Here is a 22,445-nt window from a genome sequence, read left to right on the forward strand (position 1 = left end):
CGATGTTTGAGCGCCGGCGGACCCCATTATTGCTGAGCAGGCGTGTTCTGCCATTGCTCGCGGTGCTTGCTGGGCTGAGTGCGCCAGCCGGTGCAGCGCCATCCGCAAGGGATGGCCTGCCTGACGGTGCCCGCCCGATGACGCCCGCCGAGCTTTACATGCTCTATCATGACAAGAGCTGGCAGTGGGCGGATGGCGCTGGCCGGATGGAAAGCCGGAACCGCCGGTTCACCGCTCGCGTCGACGGCGAGAAGGGCAAGGCATGGGCCGAAGGACGCTGGCGGATCACATGGTCGGGCCAGATGTGCTTCGATGCGAAGTGGCATCTGGCTCAGGGCATTTTCCCGAACAAGACCTGTTTCTCGCACCGTATTGCGGATGGGACCATCTATCAGAAACGAGAGCCGAACGGCGTCTGGTATGTCTTCCGCCATGCGGGCGGAAACAAGGACGACGAGGCGCGCAAGCTCATCTCTATCGAAACGATAACACCGGCCACGGAAGCGCTCAATCTGGCGCTGCCGGCCGCGCAATCGCCAACGCAATAAAGGAGGCGGCGATGAAAACCTCATATAAAATAGCAACAGCCATTCTTGGCGCCGTGCTGCTTTCAACAGCCGTCTATGCCGCCAGCGGGGTTTCGGGCGCCAATGTCGATACCCGCAACATGTTCCACGACAAGCGCCCGGTCATCACTCCGCAATCCATCACCTTTGGAGCCTATGATCCGCACGGGGATTTCACCAACGATCCCAATTCCCGCATCGAGCATTTGTTCCTGCCGTGGGAAGATGTGGACCTGACCAGCCTTTCAGCGGCGGATGCCTATGCGCAGGAACGGGGCCGCGAACTGCTGATCACCGTGGAACCATGGTCATGGGCGCGCGACTGGCGCGTTGCGCCGGACGACCTCCTGAGCGGCATCGTGCGTGGCCGTTACGATTCCAACATGGCTGCCGTCTGCTCGGCTGCGTCGAAGCTGAAAAGCCCGGTCACGATCCGCTGGGCGCAGGAAATGGACGACAAGACAGGCCAGTTCACCTGGTCCTATTGGTCGGCGGAGGGCTATATCCGCGCTTACCAGCACGTGGTCAGCGTCTGCCGCAAATCCCTGCCGCACGCCAAATATATGTGGTCGCCAAAGGGAGAAGAGGGGCTGCAAGCCTATTATCCGGGCGATGGCTATGTCGACGTGATCGGCCTGTCGGTGTTCGGCTACGAGCCCTACGACATGCTGGAACTGGGACGCGCATCCACTTTCGTCGAACGCGCCAAACCGGGCTATGACCGGGTGGTCGGGTTCGGGAAGCCGATTGTCATCGCGGAACTCGGCTATGAGGGAAGCGACGCCTATGTCCGCGCCTGGGCGCAGGAAACCAACAAGCCGCAAGCCGAATTTCCAGCACTGACCGCAACTGTCTACTTCAATGACCGCGAAGTCTATCCGTGGCCGCGTGGTGTCGGGCGGCCCGACTGGCGGGTTGCAAACCATCCGCTCGATTGATCCGCAAGGCGGATCAGTTTGCGCTCCAACATCTGAACAGGATTACGACAATGTTTTCGATCCGTTTGAGAACCGTCAGTGCGGCGCTGGCCGTGCTTCTTCTGGCAGGTGCTGCCGATGCCGCGCCGAAGCAGAAAGCCGACGATCCGGTCGCCGCCAAGGCTGCTGCGGCGGCGCCGCTATCAGCCAGGGCAGTTGAGGCGCTTTATTCCGGCAGGACATGGAAATGGAAGGATGGCGGCGGCTATTTCTCTGCCGACAGACATCGTTTCATCGCCTGGTCGCAGAAGGGCAGGGCGTGGTCTTACGGGCAGGGGCGCTGGTACGCTACTGACAGCGGCAAGCTTTGCCTGCAAGCCTATTGGGTCAACAAGATGGGCGGCGGCGGCGACACGACCTGCTTCCTCCATCGCGAGAAAGAAGGCGTCATCTACCAGAAGCGCTCGCTGGGCGGCACGTGGTACGTCTTCCGCAACAATCCGCCGCGCCCCTCCGACGAGGCCGCCAAGCTTCTGCGTGGCGACCGCGTAAGCAAGGGACTGGCGCGCATGAAAGCCGAAGCGAGCTGATCGCGAGGCGAACATGCCGGCTCGCCGATCAGTATGGCGTTTCGGCGAGCCGGTGTGACTGCCGCGTTTCGCGTTTCACCCTAGAGCGCGTTTCGATCTGATTGGATCAGATCGGCGCTCTAAAGCTTTCTATTTTGAGCATAATCTTATCGATCCTCGTTTCACTCCGGTCGGATATGCTCTAGTTGCGGTTGAAGCAGCGGGATTTCTGCCCAAAGCCGCTCGGCGTGCACACAAGGGACGTGCCGTTCGCATATTGCGAAGCGGAAACCTTCATGACCTTTGCCGATCCCGGCTTGTTGTAGCGAACCTCGCCGTTTGTCTCGACCTTGGCGCGATAAACGGAAATCGTTTCGCTTTGTTGTCTGCGGGCATCCTTGGCTTCGGCGCCTGCCGTCTGGCATAAGGAAGCGGAAAGTCCAACCACGATAGCGGCAGCCCATTTCAAGCTTTCGCGGCGCACAGTAAATGCAAATACATTGTTCATGCGATTGCCTCCGGTTGTTATTACCGTGCTTTCTATCGGATGCGTTTTAATATTCTGGCCGGATTTTCCTGAAAATTTTCATCAAATGGGATGCAATGATCTTCTTCGCGGACCAGTTCCGGCCGGTCCGGACGAGCCGGAAAAGCAGGGTCTTCGCCGTGCATGAGGATACCGGCTGCCGCTCACAACGGATAGCTGACAGATAATGTTCCGGCTTATTTTGATTTTATACGTGCAAATGCTAATATCACGACAAGGACTTGGGAGGCAGTCTGCGTTCCCCGGCCCCCGGTTTGGTTTTGGGAGTTGCCGTGACATCCCCGAGCGACAAGGCCACGAGTGATCTGAAACCGGAATTTGTGGAGCGCCGCCAATCACCGCGCGTGCCGCTTGCAAGGCTTGGCGAAGAAGCCCGAAGCACCAATATTCTGGCCCCGCTGGTCTTTACGACCGAGCAACTGGACCCTTCCACGCAGTTTTCCGCATGGCAGCAGCACATGGCTCCGCTCTATGATGTGCGCTTGCCGGAGGGGGTGAGGGACCGGGACGGTTTTGCCGTCAGCCAGAAAGTCTGGAATCTGCGCGGTATGCTGCTGATAGAACAGTCGGCACCTCCATTTAGCTATGAACGCACAGCGGAAAAAGTTCGTTTCAGCCCCATAGATCATTGGCAGGTCAGCTTTTTGCGCGATGGCCGCTCATGGACCTCGGTGGATGGCCGTGTGGCGGAAAATGAGCCCGGCATGATCAATATCCGTTCGTTTGGCTACCCGTTTCGCGGTCGGGCGCTCGCGACCGAAGCGGTACTGCTGATTATTCCGGTCGATCAGTTCGCGGGTCTCGGCGGGATGCCGGAAGCGTGCAACAATTCCACGCTTGGGGGTTATCGCGCCAAGCTCCTGATCGATTTTGTATCGACCATTCAGGCCGGGCTCGACCGGATAACAGCCGAAGACCTGCCCGAATTGCGCGACGCCTTGCGTCAGCTCGTGTTCGACACGATCGTGCCGCTGGTGAGAGAGAGGGATGCGAGCGACCACGGCGCTTCTCTGGGGCTGATGAGCCGGGCCAGACGCTTCATCCAGAAGAACCTCATGTCCCGCGATCTCACGCCCGATGCGCTCAGCCGGGAACTGGCGATTTCCCGCACACATCTCTACCAGCTTTTCGAGGGGTCGGGCGGGGTGCTCAGCTATATCCGCCAGAAGCGATTGCTCGCGGCGCACGAAATGCTGGCCGATGCATCGGAAAACCGCAAGGTGTCGGATATTGCGCAATTGCTGGGCTTCGAGACAGCCGCCAATTTCACGCGGGCATTCACGCAACATTTCGGCTACAGCCCGACCAATGTGCGCAAGACCCTTCCGCGAAGCGACAGCGTCGGTGACAGCCAGCCCGATGCGAACCGCTCCGTTGCATTCGCCAACCTGTTACGGACACTGGCCATGTTCGATACATGATGCGCAGCAGCCGGGGCGGATATCGACGATTTCTTATGCTTGCTTTTGGGAAAGTTTTTGCGAACCTTGTGGTCTTGCCTCCCATCGGGGAGGACACAAGGGAGGAAGGACATGCAGCATTACCGGTTGAAATCGCTTTCCCTTGCCGCAGCCATCGCCGTTGCAGGTCATCTGCCGTCGGCCCATGCGGCATCGCCAGCCCCGGCGGAAGGCCAGAACGGCATGGTGGTCACGGCACAGCATCTCGCTTCGCAGGTCGGTGTCGATGTGCTGAAAAACGGCGGCAATGCCGTCGATGCGGCTGTCGCGGTCGGCTACGCGCTGGCGGTCGTCTATCCGACTGCGGGCAATCTTGGCGGCGGCGGTTTCATGACGATCCGCTTCAAGGACGGCAAGAGCACCTTTCTTGATTTTCGCGAGCGGGCGCCGCTCGCCGCCACCAAGACGATGTATCTGGACAAGGATGGCAAACCGGTCGACGGCGCCAGCACTGAAACCTATCTCGCCATCGGCGTGCCGGGCACGGTGGCCGGTCTTGAGGAAGCACGCGAGAAATATGGCACCCGCAAGCGCGAGGACCTGATCGAGCCCGCGCTGAAACTGGCCCGGGACGGCTTTGCGCTGGAACTGGGCGATATTCTTTCCTTCGCCGAGGGCAATGAAAGACTGGCGAAAGACCCGGCGGCTGCAAAAATCTTCCTGAAGGACGGAAAGCCGCTCGCCCTTGGCGAGAAACTTGTTCAGCCGGATCTCGCCAAATCGCTTTCGGCCATTTCGGAAAAGGGCCCTTCGGCCTTTTATCAGGGCGATATTGCCGATCTGATCGTCAAGTCGAGTCAGGAAAACGGCGGCATTCTCGCCAAGGCCGATTTCGAGCAATACAAGGTCCGTGAGCTGGAGCCGGTCAAATGCAGCTATCGCGGCTATGATATCGTTTCCTCGCCGCCGCCTTCCTCGGGCGGGCTGATCATCTGCGAAATCCTCAACGTGCTTGAAGGCTATCCGATTTCCTATCTGGGCTATGGCTCGGCGGAAACCACGCGTCTGATGGTGGAAGCAATGCGCCATGCCTATGTGGACCGCAACACGGCGCTGGGCGACCCGGATTTCGTCGATAATCCGGTCGAGAAACTCACCAGCAAGGACTATGCCGCGGAAATCCGTGGCCGCATCGACCCTTATCGCGCTGGTGTCAGTGAGGCGCTGAAGCCAGCCGAATTCAAGGAATCCAATGAAACCACGCATTATTCCATCGTCGACAAGGACGGTAATGCGGTTGCCGTGACCTATACGCTGAACGGCTCGTTCGGCACGGCCAAGGTGGCCGAAGGCACCGGCATTCTGCTCAACAACGAGATGGACGACTTCACCATCAAGCCGGGCGTGCCCAATCTCTATGGCCTCATACAGGGCGAAGCCAATGCCATCGAGCCGCGCAAGTCGCCGCTGTCCTCGATGAGCCCGACCATCGTATCGAAGGACGGCAAGCCCTTCATGGTCATCGGCAGCCCCGGCGGTTCGCGCATCATCACGATCACGCTTGAGGCGATCATGAATGTCATCGACCATGGCATGGACATTCAGGAGGCGATTGACGCCCCGCGCATCCATCACCAGTGGCTGCCCGACCGGGTCTATATGGAAGCCAACGCGCTTTCGCCCGATACGATCCGGCTCCTGACCGGCATGGGCTATACGGTCGGCGAGGACCATGACTGGCCGGTCTGGGGCGAGGCGGCAGGCATTCTCGTCGGCGGCAAGAACATGGCGGCCATCGAAAAGGGCGGTGACAACCGCTATTACGGCGCTATCGACAGCCGCGCCGTCGCCGGTGCCGCCATCGGCTATTAGAGCGTGGACCGCTCCGGCGCCTGATCGCTCGAACGAGGAGACGAGATATTTCACGTCTCCTCAGGATTTGAGGCTGTGTGGGATCAGCTTTTGCCGTTGATCCGCGCAGTCTTCAAAATCTCAATGACCATTTCGGAGGCCTTGTTGAGCGAACCGACTGGGAGGAACTCGTAGATCGAGTGGAAGTTGTGCGCGCCGCAGAACAGGTTGGGGCAGGGCAGTCCTTTTTCGGACAGCACCGCGCCGTCATAACCGCCGCGCATCGGCAGCGGCGTCGGCTCCACGCCTATTGCCTTCATCGCCTCAAGGGCAAGCGCGACCGGATAACGGTTTTCGCCTTGCAGGCTCTCGGCTGCGTTGCGGTAGACGGCCTTGTAGTCCACGTGAACCGTGCCCTCGCCATGGAGCCGGTTGAAACTCGCGGCCAGATTTTCAATGAACAGGCGGCGCGTCTCGTATCCGTCCTTCGTGAAGTCGCGGATATCAATGACAAGGGTCGTCTCGGCCACGGTTCCCTGAATGCCCTTCGCCCAGTAATAGCCTTCGGTGCCTTCCGTATATTCGGGACGCTCGCCGCCCGGCATCATTGCAATGAATTGCTGGGCATAGAGAATGGCATTGCGCAGCTTGCCCTTGGCCGACATCGGATGGGCAGGCTGGCCCTTGAAGGTGAGGCGGAACTCACCGGCATTCCAGTTTTCATAGACGATCTCGCCCACCGCACAGCAGTCGAGCGTATAGGCGAAATCGGCATTGAGGGACGCTACGTCGAGCGCCTTGGCGCCGAGCAACCCGATTTCCTCGTCGGGAACGAAAACGACCTTGACCGTGCCGTGCTCGATTTCGGGATGGCTGGTCAGGACCTGCATGGCATGCATGATCTCGGCAATGGCGGACTTGTTATCGGCCCCGAGCAGGCTGGTGCCGTCCGTCACGATGATCCGGTCGCCGACATAGCGTTCGAGCTCGGGAAACTCGGCAAGCCGCATGGTGGCGCCGGTCGCCGCGTTAAGCACGATATCGCCGCCCTTGTAATCAACCACATGCGCGCGGGTATCGGTCATGTATTCGCTGGACGTATCGAGATGGGCGACCCATGCAATTGTCGGAAACTGGCGGTCGGCATTGGAGACATTGGCAGGCAGCGTGCCGACGACGATCGAGTGGTCGCGCTCTTCAACCTCCATGCCCATGGCGCGCATTTCGCTGGCGAGCAGCCTTGCGAGATCGGTTTGCCCGGCGCTCGACGGAAGTTTCCCCGCATTGGGCACGGCGGTCGTGTTGATGCGGGTATAGGCTAGAAAGCGGTCTACGATATCCATATTTTTCTCGGTCATTGGTCAGAATCGAACCTGATTTCATACAGGCAAAAAAGAATAGCGGGCGTTTCCGCCCGCCAACTGTAATTCACCGCCGGTTATTCCTCGATGTCGACGTCTTCAAACAGGTAGCCGCCAAAGGGATCGATGCGGAAATCCTTGACCTTTTTGCTGACCGGCTGCTCGACGATCTGGTGGGCGATTGTCAGCCAGGGAGCCTGCTCCTTGAAAACCACCTGCGCCTGCTCATAGAGCTTGGTGCGCTCGGCCTGATCGGTCGTCAGCTTGGCTGCCTGAATGAGCTTCTCGAAATCCTCATTGCACCAGTTCGCGCGGTTCGCGCTGCCGATAGCCTTGCAGCTCAAAAGCGCGGCGAGGAAGTTGTCGGGATCGGCAATGCCGCCGGTCCAGCCAAGCATGACGGCGCCATCGCGGTCCTTTTCCAGCGAGCGCTTGAGATATTCGCCCCAGTCATAGGTTACGATTTCGGCTGTTACGCCCACCTTGGCGAAGTCGGCCTGCATGAGTTCGGCAGCGCGGCGCGCATTGGGCATGTAAGGCCGCTGCACGGGCATGGCCCAGATATTCATCTTCAGGTCCTTGACGCCCGCCTCATCGAGCAGCTTGCGCGACTGTTCGGGATCGTAAGCGTCATCCTTGACATTCTTGTTGTAGCCCCAGACGCTTGGCGGCAGCGGATTGACCGAAGGGACGGCAGAGCCCAGATAGACCGCCTCGATGATCGCGGCCTTGTTGACCGCCATGTTCAGCGCCTTACGGACACGCACGTCGTCAAACGGCTTCTGCTGGGTGTTGTAGGCGAGGAAGGACAGGTTCAGGCCTTCCTTGTGCAGCATTTCAACAGCCGGATCCTTTTTCATCTCCGCAAGATCGGCGGGGTTCGGCGCGGCGATGACATGGCATTCGCCGGACTTCAGCTTCTGGTAGCGCACCGCCGCATCCGGCGTGATCGCGAAGATGAGATTGTCGATCTTCTGCTTGCCCGCCCAGTAATCGGGATTGGCCTGATAGCGGATGGCGCTATCCTTCTGATAGGCGACGAACTGATAGGGGCCGGTTCCGACAGGCTGCTGGCTAAACTCTGAAATGCGGCCTTCCGCGACGAGCTTGTCGGCATATTCCTTGGACTGGATGACGGCGAATGTCAGCGACAGCGTCGAGATGAACGTCGCTTCGGGATGCGTCAGCACAAACTTGACGGTGTGATCGTCGATCTTTTCGATTTTCTCGATCAGGGAAGGAAAGGAATAGGCGCCGAACTGCGGCCATGTGCCCTGATTGTAATAGGGATTATCCTTGTTTCCCTGACGGTCGAAGGTGAAGATCACATCGTCCGCATTGAATTCGCGCGTCGGGGTGAAAAAGCTCGTGGTGTGGAACTTCACGCCCTTGCGCAGATGAAACGTATATTCCTTGCCATCGGCGGAAACATCCCAGCTTTCGGCAAGGCCGGGCTCCAGCTCTGTCGAGCCGCGCTTGATCTTGATAAGCCCGTTTGACACATTGCGCGCCGACGCGTCATACACCGCGCCGGAAGTCGTCTGCGCCGCATCGAACATTTCGGGAGACGCCTCGGAGCAATAGATCAATGTCTTGGCGAAGACCTGTCCAACCGCCGTGCTGTTGAGCGCAGCCGCGACCAGCGCGGCTGAAAATAGTTTTCCGTATGTGTTCATGAGGCTGCATTCCCTTGCTGACGACGCGACCGACCTTCGATGGTGTGTTGTTCAGTATCGACTTTTCCAGATGATTCTAAACAGCGGTGCAATTTTCATATGAGCCCGCAGGGATGCATGAAGCAAGCCGGTCTTTGGAGTTCCCGCCCATAATTCGCAATTGCCGTGCGCGCATCCGGCAAGGGCGGCATTTGCCAGCGGTGTGAAACTTCAATAGTTTTGCACATGCCGATCGAATGACGAACGTAGCCGATGCGATATTCCCGCCCGAGCGCAGGCTGAGGGCACAGGCTGATACCGGGATGCAGTTCATGAACTTCAAAAGCAGAAGCATCCGGGGAAATATTCGCTCTGCCGTATTGCCGTTTTCCGTGTGGTTGCTGTGCAATCTTCTGGCTATGGGCGGCCTTGCCGTCTACCAGCGCGCCGCATTGTTGTCGGAGCTTCAGGCCGCCAGTTTCACGCTGCATCGGGAGGCCTCGCAGCGCGCCGGCCAGCACGACGCACATCTGACCGCGCTTTCCACGATTGCCCAGTCCAAGGCGCGAACCGCCGATGTTTCACAAGATGACGTCTTCCTCGAAGTAGCGGCGACGATCACCCGCTTCTATCCCCGCATCGATGAAATTCAACTGGTGCCGATGGACCCGTCCTTGCCTGTGGCCGGCACCAGGGCGCTGGAACCGGAACTGGCCGACACCATACGGGCGGCGGTCCGTTCCTATCGCGACGTTCCGGAATTGCTGGCGCCGCCGGCGCGGCCCGGCCACTACATGATCGTGAAACGCAGCCCCAATACCGACAATCCGCATGACGGCCTCACACTGGCGATTGATGCGGGGAGCCTCATCAGTTCCGACGATGCGTTCTGGAGCGGCAAGGGTGTGGCGCGACGCATCCTCATGCCCGACGGCACGGTACTGTTCAGCCATCCGGCTTCCTTTGACGATGTCGATTTCTCCAAGAAGCTCGGCAGTGTCTCGCAGCCGCTGCTTTTCCAGACCGCGCTTGCCATGAGTTGGGGCGACCTGCTGCCGTTCGACCAGCTGATACCGCTTCTCATTCTCACGAATCTGCTGTTCTTCGGCGGATTGATCATCGTCCGCCAGACACAGCGCACCCGCCGTGCAGAACGCCGCGCGGAATTGAGCGGCTTTGAGGCGCGTCTGGCCCATGCGTCACGCGTCAACACGATGGGCGAAATGGCCAGCGGCATGGCGCATGAGCTGACGCAACCCCTGACCGCCCTTCTTGCCGGTGCGCAGGCGGGCCGCCGCCTGTTGAGCCGCAACAATACGGCGGCTCTCGCAGGAGCGCTGGACGATATGGTGGAACAGGCGCGCCGGGCATCCGCCATTCTGGATCGCCTGCGCAACTGGTCTCGCCCGCAACGGCGGCCAACGGCACATGCCGATCTGCGCCTGTCGCTTCAAAATGTGCAGAGCCTGCTTGCCTCGGAAGCGGCGCGCCGGGGCGTCAGGGTCGAGCTTGCGATGCCGGAGGCGCCATTGATGGCCGCGGTCGATCCGGTGGAAATGGAACAGGTCATGTTCAACCTCCTCCGCAATGCGATTGAATCCTTCCAGGAGGACGATCAGGACCGGCGCGTCAACGCGTCCCTGAAGACTGAGCGGTCGACGGCAATTCTGGAAATTGCGGATAACGGGCCGGGTGTTGCGCCCGACCTGCTGCCGCGTCTTTTCACCCCGTTTACCACCAGCCGCCCGGAAGGAACCGGCCTTGGTCTCGCGCTCAGCCAGCGGCTGGTGGAGCGTTTTGGCGGAGAGATTTCCTATATCCCCCAGGAGCGCGGCGCGCTGTTTCGCGTCGTGCTGCCAATCGCCGAAGAAACAGGAAGTTAAGAGAATGGTGCAGCCGGTCTATCTTGTCGATGACGATGAAGCGGTACGCAAGTCGCTCAGCCTGCTCTTGTCGACCATCGACATCGAGGTCAGGAGCTTCGCCGATCCGTCGGCATTCCTCGCCCAACTGCCCCGGCTGAAGCCGGGCTGCATGATCTTCGACATTCGAATGCCGGTCATGACGGGCCTGAAACTCCAGGAGCGTCTGGCCGAACAGGAAATCGACTGGCCCGTCATCATCATTTCGGGCCATGGCGACATCGAAGCCTGCCGGCGCGCCTTCCGAAACGGGGCGGTGGACTATCTTTCCAAGCCGGTCGATGAGCAGGATCTGATCGACGCCATCCAGAAGGCGCAGCAACTGCTCGAGCAGCGGCTTGGCAGCAAGGCGCTGCGAGCCGAAACGCTGGCGCTGCTGGACACGCTGACGGCGCGCGAACGCGAAGTGCTTGGCCGTATCGCGCAAGGATTCACGACCCGGCAGATTGCCGATGGGCTTGAACTGTCGCCACGCACGATCGACAGCCATCGCGCGGCCATCGGGGCGAAACTGGGCACGACCTCACAGGCGGAAATGACGCGCCTGTGGCTGGAAGGTCAGCCCGATCCGTAGAACTACCGAGAAGTTTGCAAGAGTTACGGATTCCGTCTCCCGTGGGCGAAAACTAAATGTTCCTCATCACAAACGAGGAATGACCATGATCCGTAAACTTGCAATTGTCGCCCTGGCGATGGCTCCGGCTACCGCTTTCGCACAAACTCTCCCCACCACGCCTTATCTGCCGCTCGATCTGGCAACCAAGGCCGCACAGGCTGCGCTCGACGCCTGCGTCGCCAAGGGCAGCAATGTGAGCGTCGCAGTCGTTGCACGCGACGGCGCAACCAAGGTTCTGCTCAAGGCCGATCTTTCCGGTCCGCATACCGGCAACAGCGCCAAAGGAAAGGCGTTTACATCAGCGGCTCTCGGCCGCGATTCTGGCGAGCTTGCGGAATTCATCGCTTCGAAGCCAGCCAATAACGGCATGCGGGACATGGATTCCCGCTTCGTTATCCAGGCGGGCGGTCTGCCGATCAAGATCGGCGACGCGCTGGTTGGCGGTATCGGTGTCGGCGGCGCGCTGTCCGGTGCGATTGACGCGGAATGTGCGCTTGCCGGTCTGCAGGCTGTCGAAGCCAAGTAAAAAGACTGGGCGGGACCGGACATCGTTCGGTTCCGCCTTTTCTCTCCCCGGCAAACTTGCAACCATCCGTGCAATGATCGCCGCAATCCCTGCAAAACCCGTGCGGTACAAGCAATATGGCTTGCATCGGGATGCACGGGCTGTTTTTCTTCTCGCTAAAGCCGCAGCATCGACGGCTTCGTGGCCGGTCGAACACCGCATATGCGGATTTTCTGACACGCTTGCATCGCAGCCGCAAATAGCCACCGCGACCTGCGGTGAGCCATGTGGCGATGCCTTCTTCTTCCGTTTTCCTTACCGGGACCAGATGCATGGAAAATCCCGCCTGCAATATGCGCGGGGACTGCGGAAAATGCTCGGGCCCAAGCCTTGAACAGGTGCTAAAAAAACCCCTACGCGGGGGCGTAGGGGTAATAGGTGCACTGATTGATGGAGGAAGCTACCGAGGGGAGCGCTTCCATGAAAACAAATGATCCAAATAGCATTTGAGACTGAACGGGGTCCAAACTTGTTCGTGCTATCAATGTGAATAGAAAGCACCTTCTGCATCTGCAAATCAATCGCAACAATTAGATGGAGAAAAATTGGGAGCCCTAATTTTGCGCCTGACACGGTCGGGCAGCAAGAAACCCCGGTGCTGTTGCCGCGCCGGGGCTGTGCGCGGGTGGGGCCACTCTTACCACCGGCTTGCACCGAAGCAGTTTAATAAAAGGCTGGAAGGCACGAAATCCCATGGTTGAGGGAGAGCATTTTGGGTCGCATTCGGCTCGGAAGATCGTGAAAATTCCTGGGGAACTCATCCGGAGCGTGAAGCGCTTTTCGCAGCAGATGCGGGAAACACCGCATAATTCCATATCCGGAAAGCCATTAATGTTCCGTGGCGGGACGCAGGAACAATGCTTCCGCTATTGTCGAGAGATCCTTGTGGCGGGCGCTCAGTACGAATCCCGCAAAGCGCTGACTGTCGAGTCTGGGATTTTCCGGCAGGGCGAATATAAAGGGTATGGCATCCTGTTCCAGTTGCGCGATGAGCGGGAGGACCGCGTCCGGTTCCAGCGCGACATCCATGACAACGGCATCTACTGCCCCGCTTTCCAGATAGTTCAGCGCCTGATTGGCGGTGCTGACCGGACCAAGCACGGTAGCTCCGGCATTCGTCAGTCTGGTTTCTGCTTCTTCCGATAGCAGAAACCCGTCTTCAAAAACCAGAATGCGCTTTCCCGAGAATAGACGCATAATATCATCATTTGACTTATTCATTACAAACAGTTGGCCATGTCCGAGACCAAATGACAAGATGCCCCGTGCTGAATCCACATCACGAGCCACAACACGATAGCGTGGGAAACTGTGCCTGAATAACCCCATCTAGGCTCCCTCGATAATATCGTGCAGTTTGTGACGAGCGCGATGCAGGCGGCTTTTCACCGTGCCTATCGAGCAATCGCAAAGCTCTGCGGTGCGCTCATAGCTTTTCCCTTCCAGCACCACCATCGCCAATACCCGGCGATATTTGTGAGGCAGGGTCGCCATGGCCGTCTGCACATCATGGGCTTCAAGGGTCAGTTCCTGCGAGGCTTCGACCGAGGCTATGGGAGAGACGCATTCAACGGCGCCCGGCGCTTCACGTTTCTGAATGCGAATCCGGGTGCAGAATGTGTTCCGCATGATCGTAAAAAGCCAAGATTTGAGCGGGGAATAAGGTGTGTATTTTTCCCGGTTGGCCAGCGCTTTCACCAAGGTCTCCTGAACGAGATCCTCAGCATCCTCCTTCTGGCTGTAGAATGTGCGGGAAAAAGCGCGAAGAGCCGGTATCATCTCAACGAGCTGGTCCGGCTCAAGCATGTAGTCGGGCATATAGTCGGAATCCGGGGTGAACGACATTGCTGCGGCCTTTCCGAATCGAGATCCGGTTCGAGGATGGGGCGGCACGAGGCCGCCCCTTTGACAAGTTACGAATTCTTGTGGCTCTGCTGGCCAGCCTTCACATGCTGTTCGTGGGTGCCACCACGCGAGGATGACTGCTGCTTGGCGCCGCCGCCTCCACCGCTTGCCTGCTTGCCGTCGTTCTTGTGGCTCTGCTGGCCGGCCTTCACGTGCTGTTCGTGTGTGCCACCTTGCGTATGATTCTGTGCCATTCTCTTTCCTTTCAGTGGTTCCAGACCAATGATTTCGGGAGTGGAATTTGTCGCGCGTGACATAAGCCCAACCCTGGGAACCGAAGGATGTTCCAAGAAAAAACCTGTAACAAACTTCACGTTTGGGCGGCGCGTCCGAACTCCGCAAGCTGGGCGAGGTCTTTCAGGAACATTGTCCGTTCGCGGTCAAAGCCGCTTCTGCCGCGCAAACGCAGCAGATAGGAGGGATGGATGGTCACAAGGACATGACGGTTTTCGTGCTGCATGGGATGGCCGCGCGCGGCGGCTATTTTCACCGGTCTGCCAAAAACGGCGCGTGCGGCCACCGCACCCAGAGCCACGATAATATGCGGCGACACAAGTTCGATTTCCTGTTCGAGCCACCAGCGACAGGCTTCTATGTGGCTGGTCGAGGGGCGCTGGTGCAGACGTCTTTTGCCGCGCTGGATATGGCGAAAATGTTTGACCGCATTGGAGATATAGCACCGCTCGCGCTTGATGCCGACTTCAGCGAGACAGGCATCGAAAACCTGACCCGCGGGACCGATCAACGGTCGCCCCCCGATATCCTCCTTGTCGCCCGGCTGTTCGGCCACGAAGAAAATTCGCGCTCCGACGGGGCCTTCGCCAAAAACCGTCTGCGTCGCATCCTTGTAGAGCTCGCAACGCCGACAAGTCCGCGCTTCTGCGCAGACTTGCTCAAGATCAGGCGAACGGTATGACGTTGCCGGGGCCGGGATTGTCATTGCCGCCCCGTGGCGGAAGGCGGCGGCTGCGATTCCGTGGACGCCGGCGGTTTGCTGTTGTCATCCATGAAACCGCGGCCCGGACGCATCTTTCCGTAAAATTCCACCGCGCCCCAGACAATCATTGCCAGCAACAGGCTTGAAAGGAGGATCGTCAGGATACGTCGCCCGTTCAAACCCTGACGGGCCCTGCGCGGATCAACCTCTTTCATCGGTCGATCCACCTAGCCCCAGCGCTGGCGTTCGCGTTCGATCTCATCAGCCGTGTAGGGCGCGGCCGACGCATTGAAGCTCTCCCAGCCTTCCTCCAGATAGGCGTCGCGTCTCTGGCCTATATCGACGCGGCCCCAATCGTCCAGAATGGCTTCGACTTTCCCGCGCTGGGTTTCGTCGCAGCGAACCGCGACCAGAGCGCTGCCCCGGCGAACGGCCTCGCTGTAGGCCTGCGCTTCTTCTTCGGGCACGCCGGTATCAACGAGAGCCCCAACGATCCCGCCCGTAACGCCGCCAGCCGTCGCGCCGCCAACCAGTCCGACCAGCGTCGCGGTGAGCCAGCCACCCGCCACGACAGGGCCGACGCCCGGGATGGAAAGGAGGCCCAGCCCCGTCAGCAGTCCGGCACCGCCGCCCGCGACCGCGCCGAGACCGGCACCGGTTTCCGCGCCCGTGACGGCGCCATCATCGCCTTTTAGCGCATCGCCAGCATATCGACCGTCCGTATTATTCGAAATCAGGCTGATATTGTCGGAAGAAATTCCTGCTTCCTCAAGCGCACGGACAGCATCGGCTGCATCATCATAGTTGTCGAACAGACCTGTGATATAAGCCATTTTCATCTCCTTTAAATCGTGTGCCGGTTACAGCCGGGTCACTGCGTGGTGATGTTTCCCTGGAAATCGAAAAGAACCTTGACGGGCTGGCCGTTGCGCGCCGCATCGGCGCGCCAGACGCCGTCCTCGCCGAGCTGAAGGTGCATGATGTTGGTGTAGCCTTCTTCGGTCAGCCGTTCCTTCACCTGATCTTCGGTAAAGCTGTTCTGCCCCGGCACGGGCGCCTTGGGGTTTTTCTCTCCGGGCGTCGTCACAGCGGGCGTTTGCGGCTCTCCGGAAGGGGCGGTCTGGGCAAATGCTGCCGGCGTGACCAGCAGGAAAACCGCGCCTGCGAGATATCGAATAGACTGTTTCATTGTTGGCTCCCTTGTTTCTGAGGGACCGTCCCAACCAATGAGGCCAATGAATGTTCCCTGGGAATGTTCCCTTGGAATCTCAACGGGCGCCGAGAACCATTTCCCTGATCCAGCGGGTCAGGAGCTGGTTGTAGGTCTTTTGATGGCGCTCCTCGGTGAGCGCATGATCGGCGCCGTCCAGCATGCGAACGGTCAGCGAGCGGGCATTGATGAAGGCCGTTTGATAGCTCGCCACTGTCGGATGGGGGACAATGACGTCGTGCTCGGACTCGACCAGCAGCACATCGCCGCGAAATTCACGCGCCTGCCGCAAGGCCCGGTTGTCGTCGTAACTTATCAGTGCCGAGCGATAGGACTGCAGGTCTCGGCGATCGAGCCTTGCCTTGGGAACCTGCCAAAGCTCGTCACGATAGAGGGCGGGGGCTCTCAGCGCCAGCCAGCGGACGGGACGAAACTCGGTCAGCAATGTTGCGAGATATCCGCCGTAACTGCTGCCGATGACGACAATCGAGTCGTCCTCGACCATTTTGAGGCTGGCCAGGCTGTCATAGGCCGCGATTGCGTCGTCAAGGTTTTCGCCGCGCGTTACGGTCTTGTTGCTGGAGAGCAAATCCCCGTGACCGCGCATATCGAAGGTGAGGCAGACGCAGCCGAGCGCGGATATTGCATTCGCTCTCTCGATATCGCGTTTCTGACTGCCGGCCCAGCCATGAAGAAAGAGGACGCCGGGAATGGTGGTGTCTGGAGAGATTACAGTCGCGGCCAGTTCATACTGGTCGACACTGACGGCTGTGTCATTACGGATCATGATAGATTTTCTCGATTCTTGCATATTTGTGCAGGGGCTGCCCGCGGTCGTCCTCGCCGGAATAGACGATGAAGTCGTCTTCCCGGAATGTCGGCGCTTCATCGCGGCTTTCGTACAAAACGGCCTGCACGGCTGTAACGCTTTCGTCCTGCATCAGTTTTTCCATCGCCAGAAGTTCGGCGGGGGAAGCGCCGCCGACGCGCCACGATTGTTCGAGCACGCCGCAACGCACGCCGTTTTCGGTTATCGGCCCGACAAGAACGTCGTAATTCCTGCGTGACGCAACGAGTCCAAGGTGCTCGCGCGCAGCCTCGTCGTAGCGCCGGGCATTCTCCACGACCTTGCCTGCGGTGGGCGATTGCAGAAGCTGGAGAAGCGCATCCCAGCCACCGCGCACCACCCGCAAGCGGCTTCCGGCATAAAATTCGTTGCCGGCCTTGTCCCGGGACGTATACTGGCGACCCAGATAGGTTGCGACATGGTTTTCAAGCTGGATCTGTCCGACGGAATAGGTGGTGGAATTTTCCACATCCTCTTCCAGAACCAGTCCTTTCGCGATATCGGCCTCTGAAACCGTGGCCAGAAAATCGTCGAGCGAGCGAGCGGTGTCGATGACGTTCTGGTCTTCGCCGCCGGAAGCGAAAGGGTTCTTGAAACGTACTTTATGCTTTTTGAGCAAGGTGGTAGCCGCATCAAGGGCGTGGCGGTGCGAGAAGACCGAGAAGCCAGCCAGAACACAATCCTGCAAACAGGCCGCGAAGTGTCCCGTCCATCCTTCCGGCAGGTTGTCATGGTCGTGCCAGTGCGGATGGGTAACGAGCTTGGTTGCCATGAAACCGCGATGAACGATGCCACCATAGAAACGGTCCGCGGTCATCTCCGGGTTTCCGTCCTCGCGGGCGAGGGCAAAGGTCGGGATGAAAAACGTTTCGCCCTTTTCGTCAAAGCTCTGCCGGGTGGGAAGCAATCGCCGGTCTGTGAGGGCACAGAGGCGCGTGGCCAGCGCTTCCGCGCTGGCCACCGTATGGGGGCTGTCCGAAGACCGGCAGACAACGCGAATTTGCCGCATGGTATCCTCCCGCAAAAGGGCGCTTTCCATGTCGTCACCTCGCTGTCGATCCGGGCTATCGGTCCTCGCGGGGCTGCTATCAGGCCGCTTCCGCACGAAGATTGGCGGAGGATTCGGCAAGTTTGGTGAGGTCCTTGTCCGTCTGGCCTTCTTCCTGCAGGGTCTGGTCGAGGATTTTCGCCACGTCCTTGTATCCGAGGGTTTCGGCCCAGCGTTTCAATGTGCCGTAACGCGTAATTTCGTAGTGTTCCACGGCCTGCGCAGCGGAAATCAGACCGGCGTCCAGCGCCGGGCTGTTGGAAAATTCTTCGATGATTTCCTCCCCTTCGGCGATGATGCCTTCAATGGCATCGCAGGTCTTGCCCTGTGCACGCTTGCCGAGAATCTCGAAGCATTGCTGCAGGCGTTCCACATGACCTTCGGTCTGCTCGCGGTGTTTTTCGAATGCGTTCTTCAGCTTTTCATCGGCTGCTGCACGGGACATTTTCGGAAGCGTTTTCAGTATCTTGCGCTCCGCATAGTAAATGTCCTTGAGGGTATCGTAGAAAAGGTCTTCGAGATTGCGTTGCTTGGTGCTGGCCATTTCTGGCTCCTCCTATGGTTCCGAAACTGTCCTGGTCGTGCGGCTGAAAATCCGACGACGGCACACCTAACTTCCCAGCAATCGTTTTGTTTCGCGCGGCAGACAAAAATCAAAACGTGCAATCAGGGCTGCGTGGGAGAACTGGCCGGCGGGGTGGGGCTTTCGGGGGAGACATCTCCCTTGTCCGAAGTGATGAACAGGCTTGCGAGCCCGAGCAGCGCCACGGCAAACATCAGGACGGCAAGCCATTTCAGAGTGATCATCGTTCTTTCCCGTTTGCGGTGTCAGGATTTGGATTTGTGCTCGGGTTTTCCTTTCTGCTTGGTGGAAGCCATCTTCTCCAGTTCCTTTTCACTCATGGATTTGGCCATTTCCTTGGACGCTCCCCGCAGTTCGCTTTTGGCCTTGTCTCCGCGCTTGGCGGCCAAGGCTGCCCCGGCAGCCTGTTGCTGTGCTTTGGATTTTGCAGGCATCTTCACCTCCTGTGATGGGTGGCTTCGGTTGGGTTACGGCTTTCCTGCCGCAGCTCGCGTGCGCTGGGGTTGGCCAGATCGTTCGGGCGCTCGCCGTTGGGGCTGTCGAAATCGAAATCCCTCTGCGGGTCGTCCGGTTGCGGCTGGCGCGGGTTGCCCGGTGCATTCGACTGCTCATGGGTCGGCCGCGCCTGATGGTCGCGCGGTTCGCGCTCGGACGGTTCGCCCGCTCCGACGCGATCCTTGTCGAAAAAAGGGCGTCTGATGCTCGAGTAGGCATCGTAGAACATTGCGGTTTCTCCGGTTGGATACATGATAGCTGAACGTGCCTCCCAACCGTCTGGCGGGTGCTTTGTTCCATCAAAGGCAACGACGCCAGCCGATGCCGCAGACAGATGAACAGGGAACATGGGCAGCGGTCGGCAGTTATCGAACCTCCCAAGCGAGGAGTTTTGATATGAGCCAGACAAGAAAATGGTCAGCCGAAGTAACCGAACACAGCGACGCGCTTGATCTGGAGCCGCATGTGTTCGAGCAGGACGATCCAAAGAAAATTGCAGCTTCCCTCAAGCGCTCAGCCGACAAGAGCCATAAGCGCAAGGCAGAGCCCTTCCGCTCGGCCATGTCCATGCTGACTTTCTACATCAACCGCGCCGGCAAGAATTTGCCGGAAAAACGCAAGCAGGTGCTGGAAGCGGCCAAAGGTGAATTGCGCAAGGCCTATGGCAAGCCGGACCACGCCTGACGCCCGCAATTGGCAAGGGAGAAATCCAATGAAAATCCAACTGGACGAAAACGGCAAATGGTTCATGTCGGGAAATCCCGAACAGCCCTCCGACCCGCCGGAGATACCTGAAAAGGAACCGGAAGGCATTCCCGTCGAGCCGCCGGAAACCATTCCGCAACCGGACAAGGGGCCGTTCAGCCCCGATGAACCGGAACAGGTGCCGCCGCTTCCCCTGCCCGAACATCCTTCGCCCGGTCCGACAAGTCCGGGCCAGCCGACCATGGTGTGGGGGTAGTCTTGTCAATGTGCGCCGGGATAAGGCGTGCTCTTCAACAATCGCGCCAGATGGGCGCAGTTGGCGGCGAGCATTTTGGTGGCGGAAGCAACGGTTTCAGGTATTTCGTCCAGATCGACGAAATTGATGGAGTGCATCGCCTCGCCCACCCAGTAGGTTACGCCATTGGCCGGAATAGTGAAGCCGACATCGTTCAGCGCCTGAAAGAGTTGTGACGAAACGAAGTGGGCGCCGTCCTCGTTACCGACCACGGCCGCGACGGCGACACGTCCATAAGACGGCATACGGTTGTCATCGTCAGTCTCGGAAAGAAACGCATCCATGCGCTCCAAGACGCGCTTGCAGATGCTTGATGGCTGCCCGAGCCAGATCGGTGTACCGAAAACGAGGATATCCGCATCGAGAATCTTCGTTCTGAGGAGCGGCCACTCATCGGCATCGCCCTCACGCGATTTGACGCCGGGTTCGATGTTGAATTCACTCAGCCGCAAATGTTCGGTGCGCACCCCGTAGGGGACCAGATGGCTGTCCAGATAGTGCAACATCCTGTCGGTTGAAGACGGAGCCTCGTCGCTGCTTCGCTTCAGTGTCGCGTTGAGCGCCACGGCTTTCAGGGTAGACGGAGATGGCAAAGTCATTCTTTGTCCTCCTTTCTTTCCGGATGCTCCGGTTCACTCAGCGCATCTGAAAGGTTCTTGCGGTCCGGGTCGGACAGGTTGTGCCCAGCGGCGTCGCGCTTCTTTGCCGGGTCATCGACGGCAGGTTCATAGCCCCGGGGCCGGTTTTCCGGCGGGCCCTCCCATTTCGGTTTCTGGTCGGTAGTGCCAGCTTTCGGGTCGTGTTTCATCGCTGCCTCCATTTGTTGAAACTGGTTGGCCCAACCGTTCAAACGCCGGATTGTTTCGTTGAACAGCGCGAGACACAGCGTTCCCCAAACGCAGGCGGCACGATTGCGGCGATAAAGTTCCGGAACAATTGGCCCCTCTCATGGTTGGACCCCGGAGGTCAAAGCGATGAAAAGAGTTCTGGCAGACAAAAGCACTGGCGCTCGCACGAGGGGCGCAATCCAACAGGGCGAGACCGGCGACAAGGTTCCCGGTTTCGATCCTGCGGCTGCTCCGATGGAAACGGATGCAGAGGCAGGCGGCAGTTCGCAGCCTGCCGGCGAACCCCAGCCACGGCCCGTCAAGGCCGATGACAGCAACGCTTCCAGCCATGCATCGGGCATGCGGGAGTGGCCGACTGAAGGGAACGCGCCATCCGCAAGCGGAAACGCAGCCCGGGGAGAAGGCCCTGCCTATCTCGTTTGGTGGTTCATCATCGCGATGGTCGTCTTTGGTTACTTCATAATTTCATGGGTATGGCGATGAACATGCAATCGAAGCCTGAGCAAGACAAAAGGGTCGAGCCTTCGCGAACGCTTGGATACTTTCCCCGCTTCGCCCTGGTTATATTGGCAGTTCTGCTGCTTTTATTCCTTGGATGGAGCCTGATCGGCGGCGGATTGATATCGCAGCAGCAGGGCATACAGACGCCCCCGGCGACGGGTTCCGGCGAACAGCCTGCACAGACCCCGCCGTTTGAAAACCAGCGGCCGCAGACGGGGTACGGGAGGCGACCAGCCGACCAATCCGCCAGACGGCCAGCAATGAAGATCAGAAATGAGGCCGATCATGGACGAGCAACCAACCACTCCGCTCACGGACGATGAAGACGTAAAATTTCTCGCGGAGAATTCGGATATTTCGCCGCTTCAGGCGCGCCAGCTGATCGAACGTTTCGGCAGGGACAGGCAGAAGCTGCTTGAAGAAGCGAAGAAGTTTAAAGCGGAAGGATGAGACGATGGCTCAGATAACACGCGATCACGACAAGATCCGCCGGTGGGCGGAAGACCGCAACGGGCATCCGGCAATGGTGGATACCGGCAACGAAGGCGGTATATTGCGCATTGACTTCGCGGAGAAAGACGAAAACCTGGAAGAAATCAACTGGGACGATTTCTTTGCCATATTCGACGACCGAAATCTTGCCTTCCTTTATGAAGATGCAGGCAATAGCCGCTTCAACAAGTTTGTAGACGCAGACAAGAATGGCTGAGGCGAGCGAGAGCGCCGCTAAACCCGGGAGCCCGGTAAAATCAGGACGATGGTTCTGAGTCAGGCAGGATGTTCAGGTTAGCGGCGGTGGGCGCCTCCGCATGGCGGTCCCGATATCTCTTGTGAGCAAGCCGCGAGGCCAGTTCGGCTATGTAGTTCAAATCCCTCAGGCCGTTCTGGTAAAGCATTATGATTGCGGTCGAAAGGTCCGCGGCAGCATATTCCCTGTCGCTTTCTTCAAGAATGATTGCGGCATGGGAAAAGCAACTGCGCATGAAGGTTACTTCTTCCGGCTTGTAAATACGGCTCGCTTCGTTGAAGAGCGGCATACGATCCTCCTTCGGGAAACATCAACAATACGCTTCCTAATAATTTAAGATAGGGACGATTGATC

At 58.9% G+C, this 22,445-nt stretch carries 32 protein-coding genes; 13 read left to right on the top strand and 19 right to left on the bottom strand.

The annotated features are described in order from the left end of the window. Nucleotides 1-2: 2 nt before the first annotated feature. The 3 genes from F9K78_RS08100 to F9K78_RS08110 are packed head-to-tail and all read left to right on the top strand — an operon-like array spanning nt 3 to nt 2,073. Nucleotides 3-548: a DUF995 domain-containing protein gene (locus F9K78_RS08100; RefSeq protein WP_376903720.1), complete on the top strand. Its 546-nt coding sequence runs from the start codon at nt 3-5 to the stop codon at nt 546-548. 11 nt (nt 549-559) lie between these two features. Next, a complete protein-coding gene (locus tag F9K78_RS08105) occupies nt 560-1,504 on the top strand; it encodes a glycoside hydrolase family 26 protein (protein WP_121986693.1) in 945 nt (314 codons plus the stop codon). Nucleotides 1,505-1,554: 50 nt separating this feature from the next. After that, nucleotides 1,555-2,073 carry a DUF995 domain-containing protein gene (locus tag F9K78_RS08110; protein WP_121986751.1) on the top strand — a complete coding sequence of 173 codons (519 nt, stop codon included), beginning with the start codon at nt 1,555-1,557 and terminating at the stop codon, nt 2,071-2,073. Nucleotides 2,074-2,254: 181 nt separating this feature from the next. Here F9K78_RS08110 and F9K78_RS08115 read toward each other — a convergent pair whose 3' ends face one another. Further along, entirely contained in the window at nt 2,255-2,560 is a 306-nt protein-coding gene (locus tag F9K78_RS08115; protein ID WP_121986692.1) for a hypothetical protein, read from the bottom strand. Nucleotides 2,561-2,871: 311 nt separating this feature from the next. On the opposite strand from F9K78_RS08115, the gene F9K78_RS08120 reads away from it, so the two are divergent. Both F9K78_RS08120 and ggt read left to right on the top strand, forming a co-directional pair. After that, nucleotides 2,872-4,020: a helix-turn-helix domain-containing protein gene (locus F9K78_RS08120; RefSeq protein WP_121986691.1), complete on the top strand. Its 1,149-nt coding sequence runs from the start codon at nt 2,872-2,874 to the stop codon at nt 4,018-4,020. 111 nt (nt 4,021-4,131) lie between these two features. Continuing rightward, entirely contained in the window at nt 4,132-5,871 is a 1,740-nt protein-coding gene (gene ggt / locus F9K78_RS08125) for a gamma-glutamyltransferase (RefSeq protein WP_121986690.1), read from the top strand. An 83-nt stretch (nt 5,872-5,954) separates the two neighbouring features. On the opposite strand, the gene pepT is transcribed toward ggt, so the two are convergent. Further along, a complete protein-coding gene (pepT, locus tag F9K78_RS08130; RefSeq protein ID WP_121986750.1) occupies nt 5,955-7,193 on the bottom strand; it encodes a peptidase T in 1,239 nt (412 codons plus the stop codon). 95 nt (nt 7,194-7,288) lie between these two features. Next, complete coding sequence (locus F9K78_RS08135) at nt 7,289-8,887, bottom strand: ABC transporter substrate-binding protein (RefSeq protein ID WP_121986689.1); 1,599 nt, start codon at nt 8,885-8,887, stop codon at nt 7,289-7,291. Between the two features lie 311 nt (nt 8,888-9,198). Here F9K78_RS08135 and F9K78_RS08140 point away from each other — a divergent pair, with 311 nt between their 5' ends. From F9K78_RS08140 to F9K78_RS08150, 3 genes are all read left to right on the top strand, one after another. Then, nucleotides 9,199-10,749, top strand: a complete 1,551-nt coding sequence (locus F9K78_RS08140; protein ID WP_121986749.1) for a sensor histidine kinase — start codon at nt 9,199-9,201, stop codon at nt 10,747-10,749. Nucleotides 10,750-10,753: 4 nt separating this feature from the next. Continuing rightward, on the top strand, nt 10,754-11,362 hold the full coding sequence (locus F9K78_RS08145; RefSeq protein WP_121986688.1) for a response regulator transcription factor: 609 nt from the start codon (nt 10,754-10,756) through the stop codon (nt 11,360-11,362). A gap of 85 nt (nt 11,363-11,447) precedes the next feature. Continuing rightward, nucleotides 11,448-11,930, top strand: a complete 483-nt coding sequence (locus F9K78_RS08150; RefSeq protein WP_121986748.1) for a GlcG/HbpS family heme-binding protein — start codon at nt 11,448-11,450, stop codon at nt 11,928-11,930. A gap of 867 nt (nt 11,931-12,797) precedes the next feature. Here F9K78_RS08150 and F9K78_RS08160 read toward each other — a convergent pair. From F9K78_RS08160 to F9K78_RS08215, 13 genes are all read right to left on the bottom strand, one after another. Further along, nucleotides 12,798-13,166 carry a response regulator gene (locus tag F9K78_RS08160; RefSeq protein WP_121980925.1) on the bottom strand — a complete coding sequence of 123 codons (369 nt, stop codon included), beginning with the start codon at nt 13,164-13,166 and terminating at the stop codon, nt 12,798-12,800. Between the two features lie 132 nt (nt 13,167-13,298). Next, nucleotides 13,299-13,814, bottom strand: coding sequence for an RNA polymerase sigma factor (locus F9K78_RS08165; RefSeq protein WP_121980896.1), 516 nt, complete (start codon nt 13,812-13,814; stop codon nt 13,299-13,301). A gap of 68 nt (nt 13,815-13,882) precedes the next feature. Next, nucleotides 13,883-14,068, bottom strand: coding sequence for a hypothetical protein (locus tag F9K78_RS08170; RefSeq protein WP_121986686.1), 186 nt, complete (start codon nt 14,066-14,068; stop codon nt 13,883-13,885). Nucleotides 14,069-14,184: 116 nt separating this feature from the next. Continuing rightward, nucleotides 14,185-14,814 carry a UdgX family uracil-DNA binding protein gene (locus tag F9K78_RS08175; RefSeq protein ID WP_151682124.1) on the bottom strand — a complete coding sequence of 210 codons (630 nt, stop codon included), beginning with the start codon at nt 14,812-14,814 and terminating at the stop codon, nt 14,185-14,187. Beyond that, nucleotides 14,811-15,026 carry a hypothetical protein gene (locus tag F9K78_RS08180; RefSeq protein ID WP_121980926.1) on the bottom strand — a complete coding sequence of 72 codons (216 nt, stop codon included), beginning with the start codon at nt 15,024-15,026 and terminating at the stop codon, nt 14,811-14,813. The genes F9K78_RS08175 and F9K78_RS08180 overlap by 4 nt, the downstream gene beginning before the upstream one ends. A 12-nt stretch (nt 15,027-15,038) precedes the next feature. Beyond that, complete coding sequence (locus F9K78_RS08185; protein ID WP_121986685.1) at nt 15,039-15,644, bottom strand: hypothetical protein; 606 nt, start codon at nt 15,642-15,644, stop codon at nt 15,039-15,041. Between the two features lie 38 nt (nt 15,645-15,682). After that, complete coding sequence (locus F9K78_RS08190) at nt 15,683-16,000, bottom strand: PepSY domain-containing protein (protein ID WP_121986684.1); 318 nt, start codon at nt 15,998-16,000, stop codon at nt 15,683-15,685. A gap of 79 nt (nt 16,001-16,079) precedes the next feature. Beyond that, complete coding sequence (locus F9K78_RS08195; protein WP_121980900.1) at nt 16,080-16,808, bottom strand: alpha/beta hydrolase family protein; 729 nt, start codon at nt 16,806-16,808, stop codon at nt 16,080-16,082. Continuing rightward, a complete protein-coding gene (locus F9K78_RS08200) occupies nt 16,798-17,877 on the bottom strand; it encodes a DUF3182 family protein (protein ID WP_162995392.1) in 1,080 nt (359 codons plus the stop codon). The genes F9K78_RS08195 and F9K78_RS08200 overlap by 11 nt, the downstream gene beginning before the upstream one ends. 79 nt (nt 17,878-17,956) lie before the next feature. Beyond that, the gene (locus F9K78_RS08205) at nt 17,957-18,460 is read right to left on the bottom strand and encodes a YciE/YciF ferroxidase family protein (RefSeq protein ID WP_121980902.1); all 504 of its coding nucleotides are present in this window, start codon (nt 18,458-18,460) and stop codon (nt 17,957-17,959) included. Between the two features lie 122 nt (nt 18,461-18,582). After that, nucleotides 18,583-18,723 (bottom strand): hypothetical protein, encoded by a 141-nt coding sequence (locus tag F9K78_RS21865; protein ID WP_162929822.1) that lies wholly within the window; start codon nt 18,721-18,723, stop codon nt 18,583-18,585. 21 nt (nt 18,724-18,744) lie between these two features. After that, complete coding sequence (locus tag F9K78_RS08210; RefSeq protein WP_006471823.1) at nt 18,745-18,933, bottom strand: DUF3008 family protein; 189 nt, start codon at nt 18,931-18,933, stop codon at nt 18,745-18,747. Between the two features lie 2 nt (nt 18,934-18,935). Continuing rightward, a complete protein-coding gene (locus tag F9K78_RS08215) occupies nt 18,936-19,247 on the bottom strand; it encodes a single stranded DNA-binding domain-containing protein (RefSeq protein WP_235925395.1) in 312 nt (103 codons plus the stop codon). 143 nt (nt 19,248-19,390) lie between these two features. On the opposite strand from F9K78_RS08215, the gene F9K78_RS08220 reads away from it, so the two are divergent. Together F9K78_RS08220 and F9K78_RS08225 are read left to right on the top strand one after the other, a co-directional pair. Further along, nucleotides 19,391-19,678: a DUF3175 domain-containing protein gene (locus F9K78_RS08220; RefSeq protein ID WP_121980904.1), complete on the top strand. Its 288-nt coding sequence runs from the start codon at nt 19,391-19,393 to the stop codon at nt 19,676-19,678. A 28-nt stretch (nt 19,679-19,706) separates the two neighbouring features. Next, nucleotides 19,707-19,955 carry a chitin-binding protein gene (locus F9K78_RS08225; RefSeq protein WP_121986682.1) on the top strand — a complete coding sequence of 83 codons (249 nt, stop codon included), beginning with the start codon at nt 19,707-19,709 and terminating at the stop codon, nt 19,953-19,955. 5 nt (nt 19,956-19,960) lie between these two features. Here F9K78_RS08225 and F9K78_RS08230 read toward each other — a convergent pair whose 3' ends face one another. Further along, nucleotides 19,961-20,593: a flavodoxin family protein gene (locus F9K78_RS08230; RefSeq protein WP_121986681.1), complete on the bottom strand. Its 633-nt coding sequence runs from the start codon at nt 20,591-20,593 to the stop codon at nt 19,961-19,963. Continuing rightward, complete coding sequence (locus F9K78_RS08235; protein WP_121980907.1) at nt 20,590-20,802, bottom strand: hypothetical protein; 213 nt, start codon at nt 20,800-20,802, stop codon at nt 20,590-20,592. The genes F9K78_RS08230 and F9K78_RS08235 overlap by 4 nt, the downstream gene beginning before the upstream one ends. A 166-nt stretch (nt 20,803-20,968) precedes the next feature. Here F9K78_RS08235 and F9K78_RS08240 point away from each other — a divergent pair, with 166 nt between their 5' ends. From F9K78_RS08240 to F9K78_RS08250, 3 genes are all read left to right on the top strand, one after another. Continuing rightward, nucleotides 20,969-21,325 (top strand): hypothetical protein, encoded by a 357-nt coding sequence (locus F9K78_RS08240; protein WP_121986680.1) that lies wholly within the window; start codon nt 20,969-20,971, stop codon nt 21,323-21,325. Between the two features lie 303 nt (nt 21,326-21,628). After that, nucleotides 21,629-21,793, top strand: coding sequence for a hypothetical protein (locus tag F9K78_RS21870; protein ID WP_162929821.1), 165 nt, complete (start codon nt 21,629-21,631; stop codon nt 21,791-21,793). A gap of 4 nt (nt 21,794-21,797) precedes the next feature. Continuing rightward, entirely contained in the window at nt 21,798-22,052 is a 255-nt protein-coding gene (locus F9K78_RS08250) for a hypothetical protein (RefSeq protein WP_121980910.1), read from the top strand. A 40-nt stretch (nt 22,053-22,092) separates the two neighbouring features. Here F9K78_RS08250 and F9K78_RS08255 read toward each other — a convergent pair whose 3' ends face one another. Then, entirely contained in the window at nt 22,093-22,380 is a 288-nt protein-coding gene (locus F9K78_RS08255) for a hypothetical protein (RefSeq protein WP_121986678.1), read from the bottom strand. Between the last annotated feature and the right edge of the window lie 65 nt (nt 22,381-22,445).

Source organism: Brucella pseudintermedia (assembly GCF_008932435.1).
GTDB lineage: Bacteria > Pseudomonadota > Alphaproteobacteria > Rhizobiales > Rhizobiaceae > Brucella > Brucella pseudintermedia.

Coding starts and splice junctions, on each gene's coding strand:
- F9K78_RS08100 (WP_376903720.1), top strand. CDS start 3: ATGTTTGAGCGCCGGCGGACCCCATTATTGCTGAGCAGGCGTGTTCTG.
- F9K78_RS08105 (WP_121986693.1), top strand. CDS start 560: ATGAAAACCTCATATAAAATAGCAACAGCCATTCTTGGCGCCGTGCTG.
- F9K78_RS08110 (WP_121986751.1), top strand. CDS start 1,555: ATGTTTTCGATCCGTTTGAGAACCGTCAGTGCGGCGCTGGCCGTGCTT.
- F9K78_RS08115 (WP_121986692.1), bottom strand. CDS start 2,560: ATGAACAATGTATTTGCATTTACTGTGCGCCGCGAAAGCTTGAAATGG.
- ggt (WP_121986690.1), top strand. CDS start 4,132: ATGCAGCATTACCGGTTGAAATCGCTTTCCCTTGCCGCAGCCATCGCC.
- pepT (WP_121986750.1), bottom strand. CDS start 7,193: ATGGATATCGTAGACCGCTTTCTAGCCTATACCCGCATCAACACGACC.
- F9K78_RS08135 (WP_121986689.1), bottom strand. CDS start 8,887: ATGAACACATACGGAAAACTATTTTCAGCCGCGCTGGTCGCGGCTGCG.
- F9K78_RS08140 (WP_121986749.1), top strand. CDS start 9,199: ATGAACTTCAAAAGCAGAAGCATCCGGGGAAATATTCGCTCTGCCGTA.
- F9K78_RS08145 (WP_121986688.1), top strand. CDS start 10,754: ATGGTGCAGCCGGTCTATCTTGTCGATGACGATGAAGCGGTACGCAAG.
- F9K78_RS08150 (WP_121986748.1), top strand. CDS start 11,448: ATGATCCGTAAACTTGCAATTGTCGCCCTGGCGATGGCTCCGGCTACC.
- F9K78_RS08160 (WP_121980925.1), bottom strand. CDS start 13,166: ATGCGTCTATTCTCGGGAAAGCGCATTCTGGTTTTTGAAGACGGGTTT.
- F9K78_RS08165 (WP_121980896.1), bottom strand. CDS start 13,814: ATGTCGTTCACCCCGGATTCCGACTATATGCCCGACTACATGCTTGAG.
- F9K78_RS08170 (WP_121986686.1), bottom strand. CDS start 14,068: ATGGCACAGAATCATACGCAAGGTGGCACACACGAACAGCACGTGAAG.
- F9K78_RS08175 (WP_151682124.1), bottom strand. CDS start 14,814: ATGACAATCCCGGCCCCGGCAACGTCATACCGTTCGCCTGATCTTGAG.
- F9K78_RS08180 (WP_121980926.1), bottom strand. CDS start 15,026: ATGAAAGAGGTTGATCCGCGCAGGGCCCGTCAGGGTTTGAACGGGCGA.
- F9K78_RS08185 (WP_121986685.1), bottom strand. CDS start 15,644: ATGGCTTATATCACAGGTCTGTTCGACAACTATGATGATGCAGCCGAT.
- F9K78_RS08190 (WP_121986684.1), bottom strand. CDS start 16,000: ATGAAACAGTCTATTCGATATCTCGCAGGCGCGGTTTTCCTGCTGGTC.
- F9K78_RS08195 (WP_121980900.1), bottom strand. CDS start 16,808: ATGATCCGTAATGACACAGCCGTCAGTGTCGACCAGTATGAACTGGCC.
- F9K78_RS08200 (WP_162995392.1), bottom strand. CDS start 17,877: ATGCGGCAAATTCGCGTTGTCTGCCGGTCTTCGGACAGCCCCCATACG.
- F9K78_RS08205 (WP_121980902.1), bottom strand. CDS start 18,460: ATGGCCAGCACCAAGCAACGCAATCTCGAAGACCTTTTCTACGATACC.
- F9K78_RS21865 (WP_162929822.1), bottom strand. CDS start 18,723: ATGATCACTCTGAAATGGCTTGCCGTCCTGATGTTTGCCGTGGCGCTG.
- F9K78_RS08210 (WP_006471823.1), bottom strand. CDS start 18,933: ATGCCTGCAAAATCCAAAGCACAGCAACAGGCTGCCGGGGCAGCCTTG.
- F9K78_RS08215 (WP_235925395.1), bottom strand. CDS start 19,247: ATGTATCCAACCGGAGAAACCGCAATGTTCTACGATGCCTACTCGAGC.
- F9K78_RS08220 (WP_121980904.1), top strand. CDS start 19,391: ATGAGCCAGACAAGAAAATGGTCAGCCGAAGTAACCGAACACAGCGAC.
- F9K78_RS08225 (WP_121986682.1), top strand. CDS start 19,707: ATGAAAATCCAACTGGACGAAAACGGCAAATGGTTCATGTCGGGAAAT.
- F9K78_RS08230 (WP_121986681.1), bottom strand. CDS start 20,593: ATGACTTTGCCATCTCCGTCTACCCTGAAAGCCGTGGCGCTCAACGCG.
- F9K78_RS08235 (WP_121980907.1), bottom strand. CDS start 20,802: ATGAAACACGACCCGAAAGCTGGCACTACCGACCAGAAACCGAAATGG.
- F9K78_RS08240 (WP_121986680.1), top strand. CDS start 20,969: ATGAAAAGAGTTCTGGCAGACAAAAGCACTGGCGCTCGCACGAGGGGC.
- F9K78_RS21870 (WP_162929821.1), top strand. CDS start 21,629: ATGGACGAGCAACCAACCACTCCGCTCACGGACGATGAAGACGTAAAA.
- F9K78_RS08250 (WP_121980910.1), top strand. CDS start 21,798: ATGGCTCAGATAACACGCGATCACGACAAGATCCGCCGGTGGGCGGAA.
- F9K78_RS08255 (WP_121986678.1), bottom strand. CDS start 22,380: ATGCCGCTCTTCAACGAAGCGAGCCGTATTTACAAGCCGGAAGAAGTA.